This is a genomic window from Priestia sp. RMT2NF4, from assembly GCF_047872835.1.
GTDB classification, from domain to species: domain Bacteria; phylum Bacillota; class Bacilli; order Bacillales; family Bacillaceae_H; genus Priestia; species Priestia zanthoxyli.
Genome location: NZ_JBLQZO010000001.1, coordinates 673,209 through 689,895, shown reverse-complemented (window position 1 = coordinate 689,895; position 16,687 = coordinate 673,209). Strand labels below are relative to the sequence as shown.

At 38.1% G+C, this 16,687-nt stretch carries 16 protein-coding genes; 9 read left to right on the top strand and 7 right to left on the bottom strand.

Going from position 1 to position 16,687, the window contains the following annotated elements; all coding sequences use genetic code 11:
* Window positions 1-16: 16 nt before the first annotated feature.
* Window positions 17-961, bottom strand: coding sequence for an alpha/beta hydrolase (locus ACMX9J_RS03430; protein ID WP_154991278.1), 945 nt, complete (start codon window positions 959-961; stop codon window positions 17-19).
* A 225-nt stretch (window positions 962-1,186) separates the two neighbouring features.
* Here ACMX9J_RS03430 and ilvD point away from each other — a divergent pair, with 225 nt between their 5' ends.
* Window positions 1,187-2,863 carry a dihydroxy-acid dehydratase gene (gene ilvD, locus ACMX9J_RS03425; protein ID WP_028408385.1) on the top strand — a complete coding sequence of 559 codons (1,677 nt, stop codon included), beginning with the start codon at window positions 1,187-1,189 and terminating at the stop codon, window positions 2,861-2,863.
* A 67-nt stretch (window positions 2,864-2,930) separates the two neighbouring features.
* On the opposite strand, the gene ACMX9J_RS03420 is transcribed toward ilvD, so the two are convergent.
* On the bottom strand, window positions 2,931-3,359 hold the full coding sequence (locus ACMX9J_RS03420) for a GNAT family N-acetyltransferase (protein WP_048019263.1): 429 nt from the start codon (window positions 3,357-3,359) through the stop codon (window positions 2,931-2,933).
* Between the two features lie 295 nt (window positions 3,360-3,654).
* Between ACMX9J_RS03420 and ACMX9J_RS03415 the strand changes: the two genes are divergently transcribed.
* A complete protein-coding gene (locus tag ACMX9J_RS03415) occupies window positions 3,655-4,443 on the top strand; it encodes a DUF4240 domain-containing protein (RefSeq protein ID WP_047750885.1) in 789 nt (262 codons plus the stop codon).
* A gap of 46 nt (window positions 4,444-4,489) precedes the next feature.
* Here ACMX9J_RS03415 and ACMX9J_RS03410 read toward each other — a convergent pair whose 3' ends face one another.
* Window positions 4,490-5,467, bottom strand: a complete 978-nt coding sequence (locus ACMX9J_RS03410) for a multidrug resistance efflux transporter family protein (protein WP_049164797.1) — start codon at window positions 5,465-5,467, stop codon at window positions 4,490-4,492.
* A gap of 79 nt (window positions 5,468-5,546) precedes the next feature.
* Between ACMX9J_RS03410 and ACMX9J_RS03405 the strand changes: the two genes are divergently transcribed.
* Window positions 5,547-6,125, top strand: coding sequence for a helix-turn-helix domain-containing protein (locus ACMX9J_RS03405; RefSeq protein WP_049164793.1), 579 nt, complete (start codon window positions 5,547-5,549; stop codon window positions 6,123-6,125).
* Window positions 6,126-6,169: 44 nt separating this feature from the next.
* Here ACMX9J_RS03405 and ACMX9J_RS03400 read toward each other — a convergent pair whose 3' ends face one another.
* Together ACMX9J_RS03400 and ACMX9J_RS03395 are read right to left on the bottom strand one after the other, a co-directional pair.
* The gene (locus ACMX9J_RS03400) at window positions 6,170-6,454 is read right to left on the bottom strand and encodes a hypothetical protein (RefSeq protein WP_028408390.1); all 285 of its coding nucleotides are present in this window, start codon (window positions 6,452-6,454) and stop codon (window positions 6,170-6,172) included.
* 95 nt (window positions 6,455-6,549) lie between these two features.
* A complete protein-coding gene (locus tag ACMX9J_RS03395; RefSeq protein ID WP_154991279.1) occupies window positions 6,550-6,888 on the bottom strand; it encodes a hypothetical protein in 339 nt (112 codons plus the stop codon).
* Between the two features lie 341 nt (window positions 6,889-7,229).
* On the opposite strand from ACMX9J_RS03395, the gene ACMX9J_RS03390 reads away from it, so the two are divergent.
* The 6 genes from ACMX9J_RS03390 (at window position 7,230) to ACMX9J_RS03365 (ending at window position 14,911) form a co-directional block, all read left to right on the top strand.
* Window positions 7,230-8,348: a GAF domain-containing sensor histidine kinase gene (locus tag ACMX9J_RS03390; protein WP_154991280.1), complete on the top strand. Its 1,119-nt coding sequence runs from the start codon at window positions 7,230-7,232 to the stop codon at window positions 8,346-8,348.
* 15 nt (window positions 8,349-8,363) lie between these two features.
* Entirely contained in the window at window positions 8,364-9,002 is a 639-nt protein-coding gene (locus ACMX9J_RS03385; RefSeq protein WP_033579092.1) for a response regulator, read from the top strand.
* Between the two features lie 139 nt (window positions 9,003-9,141).
* The gene (locus ACMX9J_RS03380; protein ID WP_048019267.1) at window positions 9,142-9,681 is read left to right on the top strand and encodes an NADPH-dependent FMN reductase; all 540 of its coding nucleotides are present in this window, start codon (window positions 9,142-9,144) and stop codon (window positions 9,679-9,681) included.
* Window positions 9,681-10,898: an MFS transporter gene (locus ACMX9J_RS03375; RefSeq protein WP_154991281.1), complete on the top strand. Its 1,218-nt coding sequence runs from the start codon at window positions 9,681-9,683 to the stop codon at window positions 10,896-10,898. Before ACMX9J_RS03380 ends, ACMX9J_RS03375 begins: the two co-directional genes overlap by 1 nt.
* A 132-nt stretch (window positions 10,899-11,030) precedes the next feature.
* Complete coding sequence (locus tag ACMX9J_RS03370) at window positions 11,031-14,237, top strand: SNF2 helicase associated domain-containing protein (protein ID WP_416225421.1); 3,207 nt, start codon at window positions 11,031-11,033, stop codon at window positions 14,235-14,237.
* A 17-nt stretch (window positions 14,238-14,254) separates the two neighbouring features.
* Window positions 14,255-14,911 (top strand): MtnX-like HAD-IB family phosphatase, encoded by a 657-nt coding sequence (locus ACMX9J_RS03365; protein ID WP_154991283.1) that lies wholly within the window; start codon window positions 14,255-14,257, stop codon window positions 14,909-14,911.
* 11 nt (window positions 14,912-14,922) lie between these two features.
* Here ACMX9J_RS03365 and ACMX9J_RS03360 read toward each other — a convergent pair whose 3' ends face one another.
* Together ACMX9J_RS03360 and ACMX9J_RS03355 are read right to left on the bottom strand one after the other, a co-directional pair.
* A complete protein-coding gene (locus ACMX9J_RS03360; protein WP_028413204.1) occupies window positions 14,923-16,017 on the bottom strand; it encodes an acetyl-CoA C-acyltransferase in 1,095 nt (364 codons plus the stop codon).
* A gap of 14 nt (window positions 16,018-16,031) precedes the next feature.
* Window positions 16,032-16,589 carry a biotin transporter BioY gene (locus tag ACMX9J_RS03355; protein WP_047750894.1) on the bottom strand — a complete coding sequence of 186 codons (558 nt, stop codon included), beginning with the start codon at window positions 16,587-16,589 and terminating at the stop codon, window positions 16,032-16,034.
* Window positions 16,590-16,687 lie beyond the last annotated feature (98 nt).

The following is a 16,687-nucleotide window of genomic DNA, read 5'->3' as shown; positions in this document are numbered from 1 at the left end:
AAAAAACGGTTCGTGTCTACACACGAACCGTTTTTTTGTCTATTTGCGCGTTAAGCCAATTTAGTATATCTTCTATCACTTCATCTTTATTTAATTCATTCAGCAACTCATGACGACACTCTTTAAAAAAACGGTAGCTTACATCCTGCAATCCTGCTTTTTTAAAGTCGTTATATACTTTGACTACCCCTTTTGTATAGCTGCCTACTGGATCATGTTCTCCAGACACTAAATAAATAGGCAGATTTGATGGTACTAACTTTATATTAGCTAAGTTAGAGATTTGTTTGATTCCTGTTAGTAAGTCATAGAAAAACCCCGCTGTGAAAACTCCTCCGCAATAAGGGTCATTTACATATAAATCTACAGCCTCATTATCTTGACTTAACCAATCAAAAGGTGTTCGAGCAGGATGAAAGGATTTGTTGTACTGTCCAAAAGAAAGTTTATCAAGCAATGGACTAGCAGATCGTAATCCTTTTCTTTTTTTCTCTATTTTCGCAGCTAATATGCCACCCTGCAGTGAAAGGGAAGGAATGCTGCCAGTACCTGAGAGCATCACACCATGGATGTGCTCTGTATTCAATTGAATATATCTTCTCGTTAGAAAAGACCCCATGCTGTGACCGAAAAGAAAGATTGGTAGGCCGGAGTGTTCCGTCGAAATGTGCTTAGTCAGAGCAATCATGTCGTAGACTACTGTATCGAAACCATTTTCTTCAGCAAAAAAACGTTTTTCTTCATCTTTTAAAGCTGTTTGACCGTGACCTCGGTGATCATTTCCATATACGATATAGCCATGTTGAGTTAACACATTAGCAAAGTATTCGTAGCGTCCAATATGTTCGGCCATTCCATGGGCTATTTGGACAACGCCTTTTGCAGAATTGTTTTCAACATTCCATTTTTGTGCAAATATTTCTTTTTCCTGATGACCTCTGTAGTAAAAGGATTGTTTCATGCTCAGCATCCACCTTCTGCCTTCCTGTAAAATAAGGGATATATGTATATATTATACTAATTTATGCAGGTGATTTTACTATTTTAAAATAAAAAATGATTATTTTGTCATAAACCTTTACAAACCTTTATGTGATTTGTTAAATTAGTATTTATATTAAAAATTATTAAACAATTTAAAAAGATTCAGTTTTTAATAGGTTAGATGAATACGGAGGGAATTATTGTGGCAGAATTAAGAAGTAACATGATCAAAAAAGGATTCGACAGAGCACCGCACCGCAGCCTACTGCGTGCAGCTGGTGTAAAAGAAGAGGATTTCGGCAAACCGTTTATTGCGGTTGTCAATTCATATATTGATATTGTACCAGGTCATGTTCACTTACAAGAGTTTGGTAAAATCGTAAAAGATGCGATTCGCGAAGCTGGTGGCGTACCTTTTGAAATGAACACTATCGGTGTAGATGACGGTATTGCGATGGGACATATCGGTATGCGTTATTCATTACCAAGTCGTGAAATCATTGCTGACTCAGTTGAAACGGTAGTATCTGCTCACTGGTTTGATGGAATGGTATGTATTCCAAACTGTGATAAAATCACACCTGGGATGTTAATGGCTTCATTACGTCTGAATATTCCGACAGTTTTTGTTAGCGGCGGACCAATGAAGGCTGGCGTAACGAGCGACGGTCGTAAGATTTCTCTTTCTTCAGTATTTGAAGGCGTAGGAGCTCATCAAGCTGGTAAACTTGATGATAAAGGATTACTTGAATTAGAACAATTCGGCTGTCCGACATGCGGATCTTGTTCAGGAATGTTTACAGCGAACTCAATGAACTGCTTAGCTGAAGCGTTAGGACTTGCTTTACCTGGAAACGGTACAATCTTAGCAGTTGCTCCTGAACGTAGAGAATTCGTTAAGAAATCAGCTAAACAGCTTATGGAATTAATTAAATTAGATTTAAAACCACGTGATATCGTAACAGAAAAAGCAATCGACAACGCGTTTGCTTTGGACATGGCGTTAGGTGGTTCTACAAATACAGTTCTTCATACGCTAGCTCTTGCGAATGAAGCTGAAATTGAGTACCCATTAGAGCGTATTAATGAAGTAGCAGAACGCGTGCCTCACTTGGCAAAACTGGCTCCGGCTTCTGATGTATTTATTGAAGACTTACATGAAGCAGGAGGCGTATCGGCCGCTTTAAACGAGCTATCTAAAAAAGAAGGGGCTCTTCACTTAGATACGATGACAGTTACTGGAAAAACGCTAGGCGAGAACATTGCAGGATGCGATGTAAAAGACTATAACGTTATCCATCCAATCGATAAGCCGTTCACTGAAAAAGGCGGACTTGCTGTATTGTTTGGTAACCTAGCTCCAGACGGCGCGATCATTAAAACAGGCGGTGTTCAAGACGGCATTACTCGCCACGAAGGACCAGCAATTGTATTTGAGTCTCAAGATGAGGCGCTGCACGGTATTGCTAACGGAAAAGTAAAAGAAGGACATGTCGTAGTCATTCGTTATGAAGGACCAAAAGGCGGACCGGGAATGCCTGAAATGTTAGCTCCAACTTCTCAAATTATGGGAATGGGACTAGGTGCAAAAGTAGCACTATTAACAGACGGACGCTTCTCTGGCGCTTCACGTGGATTATCAATCGGCCACGCATCTCCAGAAGCTGCTGAAGGCGGACCGCTAGCATTTGTCGAAGATGGCGACCACATCGTGATTGACATTGAAGATCGTTCAATGAATGTTCAAGTTTCTCCAGATGTTTGGGCAGAACGAAAAGCAAACTGGAAAGGCTTTGAGCCAAAAGTGAAAAAAGGCTATCTTGCAAGATATTCTAAACTTGTAACTTCTGCAAGCACAGGCGGAATTATGAAAATCTAATAGCACAAAAAAGGCTCTCTACGGAGAGCCTTTTTCTTTACTAAAGCAACTGTGCAAAGAAGCCTTTTTAACACGTAAACTCTTTTTTCATAATAACGTGTGGAATACCGTCTTCCATAAAGACATCAGAAGCAGTCTTATACCCTAATTTATGATAAAAAGGTTCAGCTTGAACTTGACCGTGAAGCTTAGATTGAGTTAAGCCTTCTTTTTTCGCTGCTTCTTCTAAGCTGGTCACCACTTCTTTTCCGAGCCCGTATTTTCTAAATTCCTTTAATACGCATATTCGCTCTATTTTGGCGTAATCGTCTACTATGCGGAATCTACCAGAAGCAGCTGGTTCGTTGTTATAATAAATCAACATATGTTTTGCCTTTTCTTCATGCTCATCAAATTCATCTTTCAAGGGCACGCCTTGTTCTTCAACAAACACTGTTTTACGTATACGGAATACTTCTTCAAGCTGCTCTTTTGTTGTAACATGCTCAATTTTCATTAAAATCCTTCCTTTTCTACGAATTTAGGCTTCTTTTTTGTATAATAAAAATACGTGATATAAAAAGAGTATAAAGGAAAAATAAAATGTTGTAAATGCAACAAAAAGCAACCAATAAACATTTTACACAAATTTGTGGTCATTACTCACTGTTTAAACGACCTCAACAATAGTAAGATCAACTGAAACATGTTAAAAAAGCAAAGAAAATGGATTATGAAGCGCTGTGAATCTACATAAATTGTAAAAAGAGAACTATTCACAATAGTAGTGGGATGAAAAAGGGGAATGTATCATGCAAATAACCTTAGTGTATAAAGATGAGCAATCGAATAAATTTTGGAAAGTTGAAAGAAGAGACAGCAAGTTAATCATTCACTTTGGAAAAGTTGATACAGCCGGTCGCATGCAAGTGAAAGAGTTTGCTTCCGCAGAAGCTTGTGAAGCAGAAGCTGAAAAGCTGATTCGTGCAAAATTGAAGAAAGGATATAAGCCTTTAACTTGTTCGATGCAAGTAATGAAAGACAGCACGATGTCAGAGTCTCTCTTTTGGGAATTGATAAAAAAGGCGAAGACAAAATTAGATGTCGATGAGCAAATGGAATGGCTCCGCTCCACGCTAGCGAAGCGTTCTGAAAAGGACATTTTTCGCTTTGATCAGCTACTAAATCAGCATTTTGATCAATCCTATACTTCTTCATTGTGGGCAGCAGCTTATATTGTAATGGGCGGTTGTTCAGATGATTGTTTTGATTATTTTAGAGCGTGGCTTTTATATCAGGGAAAAGACATATATTATAAAGCGATTGAATCTCCTGAGACGATGATTTCTGTACTTAAACCATTAGAAGCAGAAGGCTATGCTCCTCAATTAGAAGAATTACTTTCTGTAGCGTGTGAAGCTTACGAAGAAAAGACAGGTTTAGATAACGACTATTATTATGATAAATATGACCAGTTTGATCCAGTGTGGTACGATGAGCAAGATTTGGATCTTGATTGGGATGAAGATGATGAGGATGGTTTACAGATGCGATTCCCTGTGCTTTGGAGCCGCTATTGGAACAATCATCTCGAATATTAAAAAGAGGAGATGAAAACCTTTAAACAGATTTTCATCTCCTCTTTTTTTATTTTGATAGAGTACGTGACGGGGCGGCCGAAGACAGTTTTGTTTTTTTGTTTAGCATACTGTTCATAATCATTCCAATTACGATTATCGTCATACCAGCTAACGCAATCCCTGTTGGCATACGTCCATTTAATAAAAACACTTCGCCAAGCACGGTAAAAATCATGCTGCCTGATTGAGTTGCTTCAACCGCTCCAAGCAAACCTAAGTTTTCTTTTGCCAAGTCTGTTGCGTAAAAGAACGTCATCGTAGCAATTACACCTGAACTCATTGCTAAGATAAAGGCTTGAGAAAATTGAGGAGCTGTTGGCATACCAGTTGTATAAAATCCATATATCGCATAGATGATACTTAGCGGGATACTGCCGATAGCCATACCTAAAACACGTTGAAATGTATCTAATTTCCCTTTGCAAACTTCCATCATTTTTCGATTTCCAAGCGGATATAAAAAAGCAGCCATGACGACAGGGAGAAAACCCAACACAAACTGTGAAAGCGTGATGTTTTCAGCTTCTTTAACTTGCATGAGAATCACACCCGCTAAAATAAACGTTGAAATACCAAGCGTTTTGAGTGGGATGCTTCCTCTTACTTTTTTGTTTCCGTCTGCAGTTTGAATAGTTACATAGAAAAGTGGAGAAATGAGCGCACCTGCCAAGATCGTTACTTGCCACGTTCCAGCTATGAGCCATGATGGTCCAAAAAGTGAAGAAAAACTTAATAATGAATAAAATCCAATTCCTGCAAGAGTTCCCCAGCCTAACCAAGCGAAAGGATGCTTTTTCATTTCCATCCATAATGGTGTAAACTTCTTTTGTAAAAGTACTAAAATGAGTAAAATAGGTAGTGCTAATAAAAAACGAAGAGATGCTGTCCAAGCCCAGCTTGTTCCAGATACATTCATGGCACGATTCACAATAAATGTAGCAGAAAAGAACATGGACGAGAGAAGCCCCCATAAAATTGCTTTCATACTTTTTCCTCCTAATTAATAAAAATACCTAAATATATATTATAGTATACTTAGATACAAAAAAAGTGTACCATAATATATAAAAGAAAGGAAGGTAAAAATGCATTCAGAAGAAATGATGAAAAAGGTAGGCAACGAGCTTAGAAAAATAAGAACACAGCGAGAATTCACACTCGATGAATTAGCAGATAGGACGGGAGTCAGCAAACTCACGTTAGGGAAAATTGAAAGAGGGGAGACTAATCCAACCCTAGGAGTAATGTGGAAAATAACAACAGGCTTAAATATCCCTTTAACTAAATTAGTGTCAGTAGAACCTTCAGTGGCTGTATCTAAGTGTGGAGAAGGTTTTTCTCTCAAAGGACCGGACGAAACTTGGAAAGTAGAATTTATTTTTCAAAATCAGATAGATTCGACAATTGAAATGTACCGAGCCTTTCTTTCTCCTCTTGCTACATACTGTCCCGAACCTCATCATAAAGGATTAATTGAAGTAGCAACGGTAATGGAAGGAAAAATCGAAATGAAAATCGAAGAAGAGCTATACGAGCTAAAACAATTTGACTCTATAAAATTTGAAGGAAGTCATGTACACTCATACAAAAATCTTGAAGAACGTCCCGCTGTTCTGCATTTACTGCTAAAATATGAGGAGTAAAGCGGCAGAGCCGCAGTAAAACGAACCATAAAAAATGATTCGTTTTACTGCGGCTCTAATAGCTGTTTATTCATCAGCTTGTTTTGATAGCTAATATATTTTTTTACTTTAATGATACTTAATGAATATTCTTCAATTAATCGGTGGATAGATTGAACCATACACTCTGGGTAATGATGTTTTTTCTGTAAATACACTTTATACTTTCGAATTTGTCTTTCGAAATATAAAATAACTTGTTCAGGCGTTTTTACCAGTAACGATTGCATGTATTCATTTACTTGCGTTTCAAGAAACGAATAGCGATTTGTGATAAAAAATGTCTTCATCTTATTTTCCTCCCTATAGGTTAGTGGTACAAAAAAGAAACCCTTGTGCTAGGATTTCTTTTTTGCTTTTTATTTGAATCAGCTGTGCACAACTTTTAGGCACTAATACTTGAAATCGAAGACTGTCTATATTTTTTTATTTTGCATTTTATATATGTAGGCGTTTCGCCGAAAAGATTTGCTGCATGTGCAATAGCTCCGTAATACGTTTTAGCATCCGTCATTTCTTTATTCACAATATAGTCATACAGGGATGATTCAATATCATCAACAAAAGCTAAAATATGACGCTTTTCGAATAGGAGTTGATAAAGTTCATTAATTAAGTATGGGCTTTGATCAAATTTGTCTTGAAGCTGCTCTACTCGGTACTTTGTCATAGGCACTTCACACAAGATAATGTATCGTAACTCTTCTAAAAATAATTTATTCATCTTTCTCACATCCCTATTCTGTTAATAATTATATAATAGCACTATGCCTTCATATTTGGAAGCGTTTTCAATGTATTAATTTTAATATTTTTTTCTTCTCATTTCCCTTCATTTTTTCTGTTCTTACTTGAATTATCTGTAGTATAGTTCGTTTTAAGTAAAGACTCTAGCTAATTGTTAAACTACCTGACATACTTTTTAAAATTTTTATTTTCGATGTCAAAAACTCTTACATACCTAAGCGGAAATGCTTTAAAAATAACGTTCTGTGAGTCGGAGCCAGCTTTAATTGTGATAAAATAAAAAATGGAAAATATATCATATAATATAGGAGAGAGGCTATGGAAAAAGATCATATTTCAGAGCTTAAGATTTTAAAAGACATTGCCGAGATTTTAAATGAAGGCACTAATTTACATACCATGCTTCATGATGCGCTTTTAAAACTGCTACAAATCACAGATTTACAAACAGGATGGATCTTTTTTATTGATGAAAATGGAAAGCATGAGATGATTGCCGCTCAGCATTTGCCGCCAGCTTTATTAAATAAAACCGCTCAGCCTATGTGTAATGGAAGCTGCTGGTGTGTTGACCGGTATATGGATGGCCGGCTTCAAAAAGCGTCTAATATTATGGAGTGTAAGAGACTTGAAGATTCCGTCATTCATGAGTGGGGAGATACACATGACATTACTCATCATGCAACGGTTCCTTTACAAGCAGGGGATGAACGCTTTGGATTATTAAATGTAGCTACCCCTCATAAAATTCATTTTGAACAGCGAGAGCTTGATTTATTAGGATCCGTCGCTCTTCAAATTGGCACGGCTATCAAGCGGATTAAGCTGACTCAATCTCAGCAGGAAGTAAAACTTATTGAAGAAAGAAACAGGCTGGCAAAAGACCTTCACGATTCTGTTAATCAGCTGTTGTTTTCAATTAATGTCACGGCCAAAGCCGGAAGCAGCTTAGCAAAAGATGTGCAGTTAAAAGAGACTTTTTCCTTAATCCAAGAAACCGCTCAGCATGCTCAAGTGGAAATGAAAGCTTTAATTTGGCAGCTTCGTCCTCAAGGATTAGAAAACGGCATTGTCAGTGCGTTAAAAAGCTATGGTCAAATGCTAGGGCTTAACGTAAAAGAACAAATTAAAGGAGTGTCCGTTTTGCCTGCTGTGATTGAAGAGACACTGTGGAGAGTCGGACAAGAAGCTTTTAATAATTGCCGAAAGCATGCGGGTACGGCAGAGGTACATCTAAACGTAAATATAAGCAAAGACCAAGTAATTATGAAAGTCCGGGATAGCGGCAATGGGTTTATGTATAGCCCTTCAGCAGAATTGCCGACGCTTGGGCTAAAAACTATGCACGAGCGAATAAAAAGATTAAATGGAAAACTATCTGTTACAAGCAGCATAGGAAACGGAACGATTGTGGAAGTATCTATTCCTCTTTCATAAAGGAAAGGAGCGCACATGAAAATAAAGATTTTAATTGCAGATGATCACCACGTTGTCCGAAAAGGACTTGTCTTTTTCTTACAAACGCAGCCTGATTTAGAAGTTGTAGGAGAAGCTTCTAACGGGGAAGAAGCTATAAAGTTAGCGACATCTCTAGAGCCTCATATTGTGTTAATGGATTTATCGATGCCGGTTCTCGATGGAATCGAAGCAACAAAAGAACTAAAAAAACAAGCACCGCATATACAAGTCATGATTCTAACAAGCTTTTCAGATCAAGATCACGTGATACCGGCATTAGAAGCAGGAGCTTCAGGCTATCAGCTAAAAGAAAGCGATCCAGATGAACTTGTAGCGGCTATTCGAAAGCTAATGAATGGAGAAAATCAGCTTCATCCCAAAGTCACTACGCACTTGCTAACACGGTTAACCAAAAGCAGCGAAAAGAAAGTCAACTTTATTGATCACTTAACAAAACGAGAAAAAGACGTATTAAAAGAAATTGCAAAAGGCAAAAGCAACAAAGAAATTGGTGCTGCCTTACATATTACAGAAAAAACAGTAAAAACACATGTGTCTAATATTTTATCGAAGCTTGGGGTTCAAGACCGCACGCAAGCTGCTCTATATGCTGTTCAGCATGGAATTTCCTAACCTACGACTTTAGTTGTAGGTTTTTCTCTGTCCACCTCAGTCTATATTGGTAGCTTTCTTTCTATCAATAGCATGACGAAAAAAAGTTCAATCATCCCTATACTATACATATAACCAAACGACAGAGGGGTAGATAAATATGAATATACTTATTATTAACGGAAGTCCTAGAGAAACAGGCCGAACAACACAAGTAACGAGAGAACTTCACAAAAGCTATCAAAGTTCTTTTCTAGATTTAAGTCAATTATCACTTCCTATATTCACCGGTGAACCTCATCAGTATGAAATAGAAGAAGTGAAAGTGCTGACTGAAGCAATAGAAAAAGCGGATGGTATCTTACTTGCGACGCCTGAGTACCACGGCGCTATGAGCGGAGCATTAAAAAACGCGTTTGACTTTTTAAACAGTGCGTATTTTGCACATAAGCCCGTCGCACTTGTAGCCGTATCAGGAGGAGGAAAAGGAGGTATCAATGCTTTAAACAACCTTAGAACCGTTACACGCGCTTTGTATGCGAATGTTCTATCTAAGCAGTTGGTATTAGACCCTGCAGACATCGTGGAAAAAGGAACTTTACGAAAAAACGCCGCTGACGGAATTCATGAATTAGTTAATGAGCTGACTCTGTATACACAAGTGTCTAAGCAAATTTTAGAAGCTAAGCAAAATGTTTGATGAAGGCGCTTTATAAGGACCGTCGCTTTCAAGCCGTAGTTGCTGCGAATGTTTTATCCTCTATTGGTTCCGGTATTACGATGCTTGCCATTCCTTTACTGTTAGTTGCATCTCCAGATGGAAATAAACTATTTGGCACGATTATGCTGATTATGACGGTGATTAGCTTTGTGGCTACTCCGTATATAGGTGTTCTTATTGATCGAATGTCACGAAAGAAAATGTTGTTAACCGTAGAATTGATAGGTTTTATCACGGTCATGCTATTTGTGATCGTTGGTTTTGTTACAGATTATTCAACGATTCACTACATCATTTTGTACGGAACCGGAAACCTTTACTACACGTTTTTTTATCCAACGATTTTTGCGTTAAATCAAGAAGTTTTTTCAAAAGATGTGTTTCAATCATTAAACAGTATTATGGAAATACAAGGCCAGCTATCGAGTATGCTGGCAGGGGCTGCAGCGAGTCTAGTCATTACCCGGTGGTCGCTTCAATGGATTTTAACAGTAGATGCAGCTACGTATATAGCTGCATTCCTTTTTCTATTGAGTATTCCATATAAACAAAGTAGTGAAAGAAGCGATAAAAAACACACTGCGATGAAAGAGGGATTAGCATTCATAAAAGAAAATCGCTCGGTATCTCTTTTTTTACTGCTTTCTTTTATGCCTTTCATTGCTGTGATGATGACGAACTATTTGTTTCCTATTTATCTGACTCAAGAATTGAACGCAAGTCCAGCAGCATACGGGATTGAAAGTGCTGTATATGGTTTCGGGGCGTTAACGGCAGGGATATTGATTGTATCTATTATGAAAAGAACAGGCACTGAGCTAGCCATTATGCTTAATATAAGCCTTTTTGCACTTGGAATATCGATCATCTTCTTTATGAAGCTTCTGCCCGTTTACTTTTCTATTGTGTTTCTTCTTGCTTTTGCAAATGCAGGTACAAGAGTAGCTCGAAATACGTTTATGATGCAAAAAATACCGAATATTATCGTGGGAAGAGTCGACAGCTGTTTTCGCTTTATCACGTTAGGGATTCGTATTTTATTGATTTTCTTCTTTACGTACGTTACGGCTAATGATCGTATAGGACTTGCTTTTTTAGGGCTTAGCCTGCTTTTATTATCAACCGCCGGAGCAGGCTGGATACTTTACAAAAGAAAACAGCGAAAACAGTCTGCACTGCTTAAGAGTGTTTTATAATGTCTGTTGCATGTTATAATAGAAGAATTGACAAATAATGTTCAACGTTTATGACGTTGGACATTATTTGTTCTGAATAGAAATTAAACAGCAACAGCATTGACTGTTATGCGATTGGAAGATTGTGAAGCGATGATAAATAAAACATTAAACAAAGAACAATTAAAAGATTCGTACTCAAGCAGAACGTACTATAGAGGACACACGTATTACAAGCAGGGGCGTGTGCTTGATTTGGAATACAATGAACAGACCACTACGTGGACAGCATCTGTTCGAGGTGCAGAAATGTATACGGTAATGGTTGAACAAAAAGGAAATTCTTTTTATTCTTTCTGCGATTGTCCTGCTTATCACGAGTTTTCAGAATGCAAACACGAAGTAGCTGTTTTATTAACGATTTGCGATGAGCGCGCAAAGCCGCAGCCAATTAAAACAAAGCCTTTTCGCCAAAGCAAAGAATACGAAAATGTAAATCATTTTATCGACTTATTTTCGAGCTATCAGCAAACCATAAGCGACCATAAGAAATATGCAGATAAAGATCCGTTGAAAGTAGAATTTATTTGCAAGTCTTACTCAGAAGAATTTTTACGTTCAGAAGGAATGTACGTAGCGCTTGAAATGAAAGTAGGCGTCGACCGGACGTATGTAGTAAAAAACATTCAAGAATTTTTAACAGACGCTAAAGAATTCCAAACTCACGAATTTACCAAGCGCTTCGAATATGATCCTGCAGAACATTTTTTTATAGACGAAGATAAGAAAATCATTGAGCTACTGATGGATATTATGACGAATGAATCATTTTATAAAAATTCCTATTCTATGTATCGTTCGTCCGCAAATAACAGAGAACTAATCATTCCATCTATCGTAGCCAAAGAGTTATTTCAACTCCTTAAAGATCGGAACTTTACATTTATTCATGAAGGGCATTCATATGAAAATATTATCTTTGCTGAAAGTTCAGCTCCTTTTTCATTTCAAATAAATAAGCACTCGGCAGCTGGATTTGAGCTAGACTTTACGGAACTTCATCAAGCTTCATTTTTTGATCGATACGGTTGGCTATTTTTAAAAGGGACGTTTTATGAGCTATCTCAAGATCAGCGTATGCTTCTTGAAGGCCTTCGGAAAACGGCTCCTTTGAAGCCAGTCGTACCTATAGCAGAAGAGCAGATGGGCAATTTTTTATCTCACGTCGTTCCGGGACTGAAAAAAGTGGGGAAAGTGGATATCGCAAAAGAAGTATCCCATCAAATTATTGCACCTGAACTAAAAGCAAAAGTATTTATTGACCGTGAGGATGAACAGCTGTTTGTGACGCTTCGGTACAACTACGGAGAGATTTCGATTAATCCATTTTCACCCCAGTCTGAAAAATACGATAAAATCTTGATACGAGATTTAGAAAAAGAAGACCGCGTTATGGACTTAATTGAAACGGCTCCTTTAAATATTTATAAAAACCAGCTGTACTTAAATCAAGACGAATACTCTCTATATGAATTTTTGTTTCATATTGTTCCAAAGCTTGATGAAATAGCGGATGTGTATATTACGGATGAGATGAAAGATTATGCTTATACGGATTTTTCTGCGCCAGTAACAACGGTTGACATTCAAAATAGCAATGGGCTATTAGAAATTAATTTTGATTTAGGAGACATTGATCATCAGACCGTTCAAGATGTTTTAAAATCTGTCTTAGAAAAGAAAAGCTATCATCGTCTAGATAACGGTGCGTTTATCCCTCTTGAAAATGAGGGCTTTGAACATATTCAAAATCTGTTTCGGGAGCTGAACGTAACGGAAAAAGATTTAAAGGATAACTCATTGCAAGTACCTTTATACAGAGGAATGCAAGTGGAAGAAATTATGAGTGCAGGTGATAAATCAGCGGCTAAGTTTGGCTCAGCATTTAAAACATTACTTACACAGCTCAAATCTCCAGAGGAAATGGATTGGGAAGTACCGGAATCCTTACAGGCATCCCTGCGTGATTATCAGCGTAATGGATTTAAGTGGTTTAAATCTCTGTCTCACTACTCTTTAGGAGGCGTACTGGCTGATGATATGGGGCTTGGAAAAACGCTTCAAAGCATTGCCTATATCTTATCTGAAAAAGAGCTTGATGAAGACAGCAATGCCTTTTTAATTGTTGTGCCGGCTTCCTTGATTTATAACTGGCGCAACGAATTGGAGAGATTTGCACCGAATTTAACGGTTCAAACCATTACAGGAACGCCGAGTGAGCGTGAGGAGAAGCTAAAACGCACAGCTGACGTATGGATCACATCTTATCCAACGCTGCGTCAAGATATTGATTTGTATCAGCACCTTCATTTTCATGCTTTAATTCTAGATGAGGCTCAGAGTATTAAAAATCATACAACAAAGACAGCAGTAGCTGTTAGGACTATTTCAGCTAAAAAACGTTTTGCGCTGAGCGGTACGCCTATTGAAAACTCACTTGACGAGCTTTGGTCAATTTTCCAGACTATTCTTCCGGGTTTATTTCCAGGGCTTCGCCAATTTAAAAACATGTCATCGGAGCAGGTCAGCCGAATTGTAAGACCATTTTTACTGCGACGAGTAAAAAAAGATGTGTTAAAAGAACTGCCTGATAAAATTGAAACCACTCATTTATCTGAGCTAACTAAAGAACAAAAAGAGTTGTATGTAGGCTATTTAGAGCAGTTAAAATCATCTTTAGCCGGTGAAGATTTTAATAAAAACCGAATGAAGATCTTGGCGGGATTAACAAGACTTCGCCAGATTTGCTGTCATCCGTCTTTATTCGTTGAAAATTACGAAGGGTATTCAAGCAAATTAGAGCAGCTGCTTGAGATTACAAGAAATGCGGTTGCCAACGGAAAACGCTTGTTAATCTTTTCTCAGTTTACAAGCATGCTTCATATTATTCGAGAAGAGCTTCAAAAAGAAAATCTCTCATACTTTTATTTAGACGGTCAAACGCCATCAAAAGAACGAGTGGAAATGGCGGATCGGTTTAATAATGGAGAACAAGACATTTTCTTAATTTCATTAAAAGCCGGAGGCACGGGTTTAAATTTAACGGGAGCCGATACGGTTATTTTATACGACTTATGGTGGAACCCCGCGATTGAAGAACAAGCGGCAGGCCGTGCACACCGCATTGGACAAAAAAATGTTGTGCAGGTCATCAAGCTTATTTCTCAAGGAACCATCGAAGAAAAAATTTACGCCTTGCAGCAAAAGAAAAAAGAACTCATCGAACAGGTTATTCAACCGGGAGAAACAATGCTTTCTAGTTTGACAGAAGAAGAGCTCCGAGAACTGCTTAGTATGTAGCAAAGGATGTGTGAGGAATGAAAAAATGGGCGTTTGTATCAGATTTTGATGGAACGATTTCAAAAAAAGATTTTTACTGGATTGTGATTGAAAAGTATTTTCCAGAAGGTGAAGAGCTTTTCCGCCGGTGGAAAGCAGGAGAAATGAAAGATATTGATTTTTTATCTACTGTTTTTCAATCCATTCACCAAGAAGAACCGAAAATTTTAGAAGAAGTAGCGAATATTCCAATTGATAAATACGTGCCCGCTTTTATTAAAGCTGTTCAGAAAAACGGCGGGGATTTTTATATTTTAAGCGCTGGAACAACGTACTATATTAAACCGCTGTTAGATAAATACGGTGTTGAAAAAGTGGAAGTTTATTCGAATGAAGGATATTTCCATCAAAACAACGTTCACTTGCGTCTAGATCCTGCTCACAGATGGCATTCAGAACGCTACGGCATTGATAAATCTGCTGTTATTCAAGAACTAAAAGAGGCATACGAAACGATTTATTTTGCTGGAGACAGCGAACCGGATTCACATCCCGCAAAACATGCAGATGTTACCTTTGCGAAAGATTCTTTGCAAGATTTACTGCGCGAACAAAACGTTTCATTTGTTCCGATTGAGACATTTAAAGATATTGAGCAATATTTGATGCAACATAATGTAATAAAAAAGGCATAAAAACAGCGGTATTATTTGATTACTTCAAATAATACCGCTGTTCCTATTCCGCCTCCGCTTCCTAAAGCTGCTATGACATATCGCACGTCACGGCGCTTGCTCTCATAAAAAAGACGCGTAGCTAAAATAGCTCCTGATGCTCCGTAAGGGTGTCCTAGGGTCAATGCTCCTCCGCGAATATTCACTTTTTCTTCTGATATTCCCAGTTCTTGCATGCAAGCGACAACTTTAACAGCAAATGCTTCATTGATTTCAAATAAATCAATATCATCTACCGTAAGAGAATTTCGCTTCAAGATATTTTTAATCGCAGAAACTGGTGCAATAGCAGGGTAAAGAGGTGACACTCCTGAAATATCAGCGTCAATAAAACGCAAAACGGGCTGAAAGCCTAAAGCGCGTGCTTTTTGCTCTTCCATCACAAGCGCAATGCAGGCTCCGTCGTTAATTCCACAGCTGTTGGCTGCGGTGACGGTGCCTTCATTTTTTAAAAAGACGGGGCTGGCTTTTTGCAGCAGCTTTGTTAGGTTTCGTTTTTTCATAAATGCTTCATCGTGCATCACGTTTGGAAGAGGAAGCGTTTCTTCTTCAAACCATCTTTTTTCAAAAGCCTCCCAGCTTCTTTTATGACTTAAAAGAGCATATCTGTCCTGCTGATCTTTAGATATATTGTATCGCTGAGCTACGTTTTCTGCTGCAATTCCCATGTCAGGGTCACCAATTTTATCAGGAGAAAAACGTGCTCTTTTTTCAAATGGAGAAGTACTTGTACTTTCAACGCCTCCAGCTAAATAGCACGTTCCTGCACCTGCTTTTATCAAATAGCTGGCCATTCGAATCGCCTCTAAGCCAGCTCCGCACTGACGATCAATGGTCATTCCCGGGATAGAAAAAGGGAGGTCCGCTTCTAAAGCGGATAACCTGGCTACATTTCCTCCTGGACCTACAACATTTCCTAAAATAACGTCATCAATTTCATGTTCAATTCCAGCGCTAAGCTGTTTTAATAAAGGAGCTGCTAGCTCTTGAACATGAAAATCTTTCAGTAGACCGTTTTCTTTTCCAATGACCGTACGCTTCGCTTTTACAATTGCTGCTTGATAGATAAGTCATCACTTCCTTACATAGAAGCCGTGTTCGAACGGCCAGGTACCGCTACTGCTTTTCGAACTTTTGTAATTAAATAAGCCGCGACCGCTGCTTTTATACAGTCACCTGGAAGGTAAACAAAGCTTAGCTGAAGAGACTTCAGAAACGGAATGTGAAGCTGCATTGCCTGCACAGGAATACCACAGGCATAGACTAACACAATCCCAAATAACACATTGACAGCAAAAGCTTTTGCAACCGTTACATTTTTTAACTTTGTTAACGTCCAGCCAATAAAGAAAGCGGCAAACACATAGCCAATGATATATCCAGCACTCGGACTCAAAAATACCCCAATTCCTCCGCGTCCTCCAGCAAGTAAAGGAACGCCAGCTGCTAGTAAACATAAAAAAAGAAATTGACTTAAAGCTCCTAATCTAGCGCCAAGAATTCCTCCCGACAGCATAACACCCATAGGCTGAAGAGTAATTGGAACAGGTGTAAAAGATAAAAAAATAGGAGGGACGAGTCCTAGAGCTCCCATTATAGCTGTGAATAATGCAACGTACGTCATATCTTTTGTTTTCATCGTAAACCTCCGCTATGTAGGATAAAACATGACTATCGTATCTTATTAAACTTAAATTAGTCAACTTAATTTTTATTAAAGTTTACATTTTTCTTTTC

Excerpts from the sequence above, each read along its gene's own strand:
- ACMX9J_RS03430 (WP_154991278.1), bottom strand. The coding sequence starts at position 961 with ATGAAACAATCCTTTTACTACAGAGGTCATCAGGAAAAAGAAATATTT.
- ACMX9J_RS03420 (WP_048019263.1), bottom strand. The coding sequence starts at position 3,359 with ATGAAAATTGAGCATGTTACAACAAAAGAGCAGCTTGAAGAAGTATTC.
- ACMX9J_RS03415 (WP_047750885.1), top strand. The coding sequence starts at position 3,655 with ATGCAAATAACCTTAGTGTATAAAGATGAGCAATCGAATAAATTTTGG.
- ACMX9J_RS03410 (WP_049164797.1), bottom strand. The coding sequence starts at position 5,467 with ATGAAAGCAATTTTATGGGGGCTTCTCTCGTCCATGTTCTTTTCTGCT.
- ACMX9J_RS03400 (WP_028408390.1), bottom strand. The coding sequence starts at position 6,454 with ATGAAGACATTTTTTATCACAAATCGCTATTCGTTTCTTGAAACGCAA.
- ACMX9J_RS03395 (WP_154991279.1), bottom strand. The coding sequence starts at position 6,888 with ATGAATAAATTATTTTTAGAAGAGTTACGATACATTATCTTGTGTGAA.
- ACMX9J_RS03390 (WP_154991280.1), top strand. The coding sequence starts at position 7,230 with ATGGAAAAAGATCATATTTCAGAGCTTAAGATTTTAAAAGACATTGCC.
- ACMX9J_RS03385 (WP_033579092.1), top strand. The coding sequence starts at position 8,364 with ATGAAAATAAAGATTTTAATTGCAGATGATCACCACGTTGTCCGAAAA.
- ACMX9J_RS03380 (WP_048019267.1), top strand. The coding sequence starts at position 9,142 with ATGAATATACTTATTATTAACGGAAGTCCTAGAGAAACAGGCCGAACA.
- ACMX9J_RS03375 (WP_154991281.1), top strand. The coding sequence starts at position 9,681 with ATGAAGGCGCTTTATAAGGACCGTCGCTTTCAAGCCGTAGTTGCTGCG.
- ACMX9J_RS03370 (WP_416225421.1), top strand. The coding sequence starts at position 11,031 with ATGATAAATAAAACATTAAACAAAGAACAATTAAAAGATTCGTACTCA.
- ACMX9J_RS03365 (WP_154991283.1), top strand. The coding sequence starts at position 14,255 with ATGAAAAAATGGGCGTTTGTATCAGATTTTGATGGAACGATTTCAAAA.
- ACMX9J_RS03355 (WP_047750894.1), bottom strand. The coding sequence starts at position 16,589 with ATGAAAACAAAAGATATGACGTACGTTGCATTATTCACAGCTATAATG.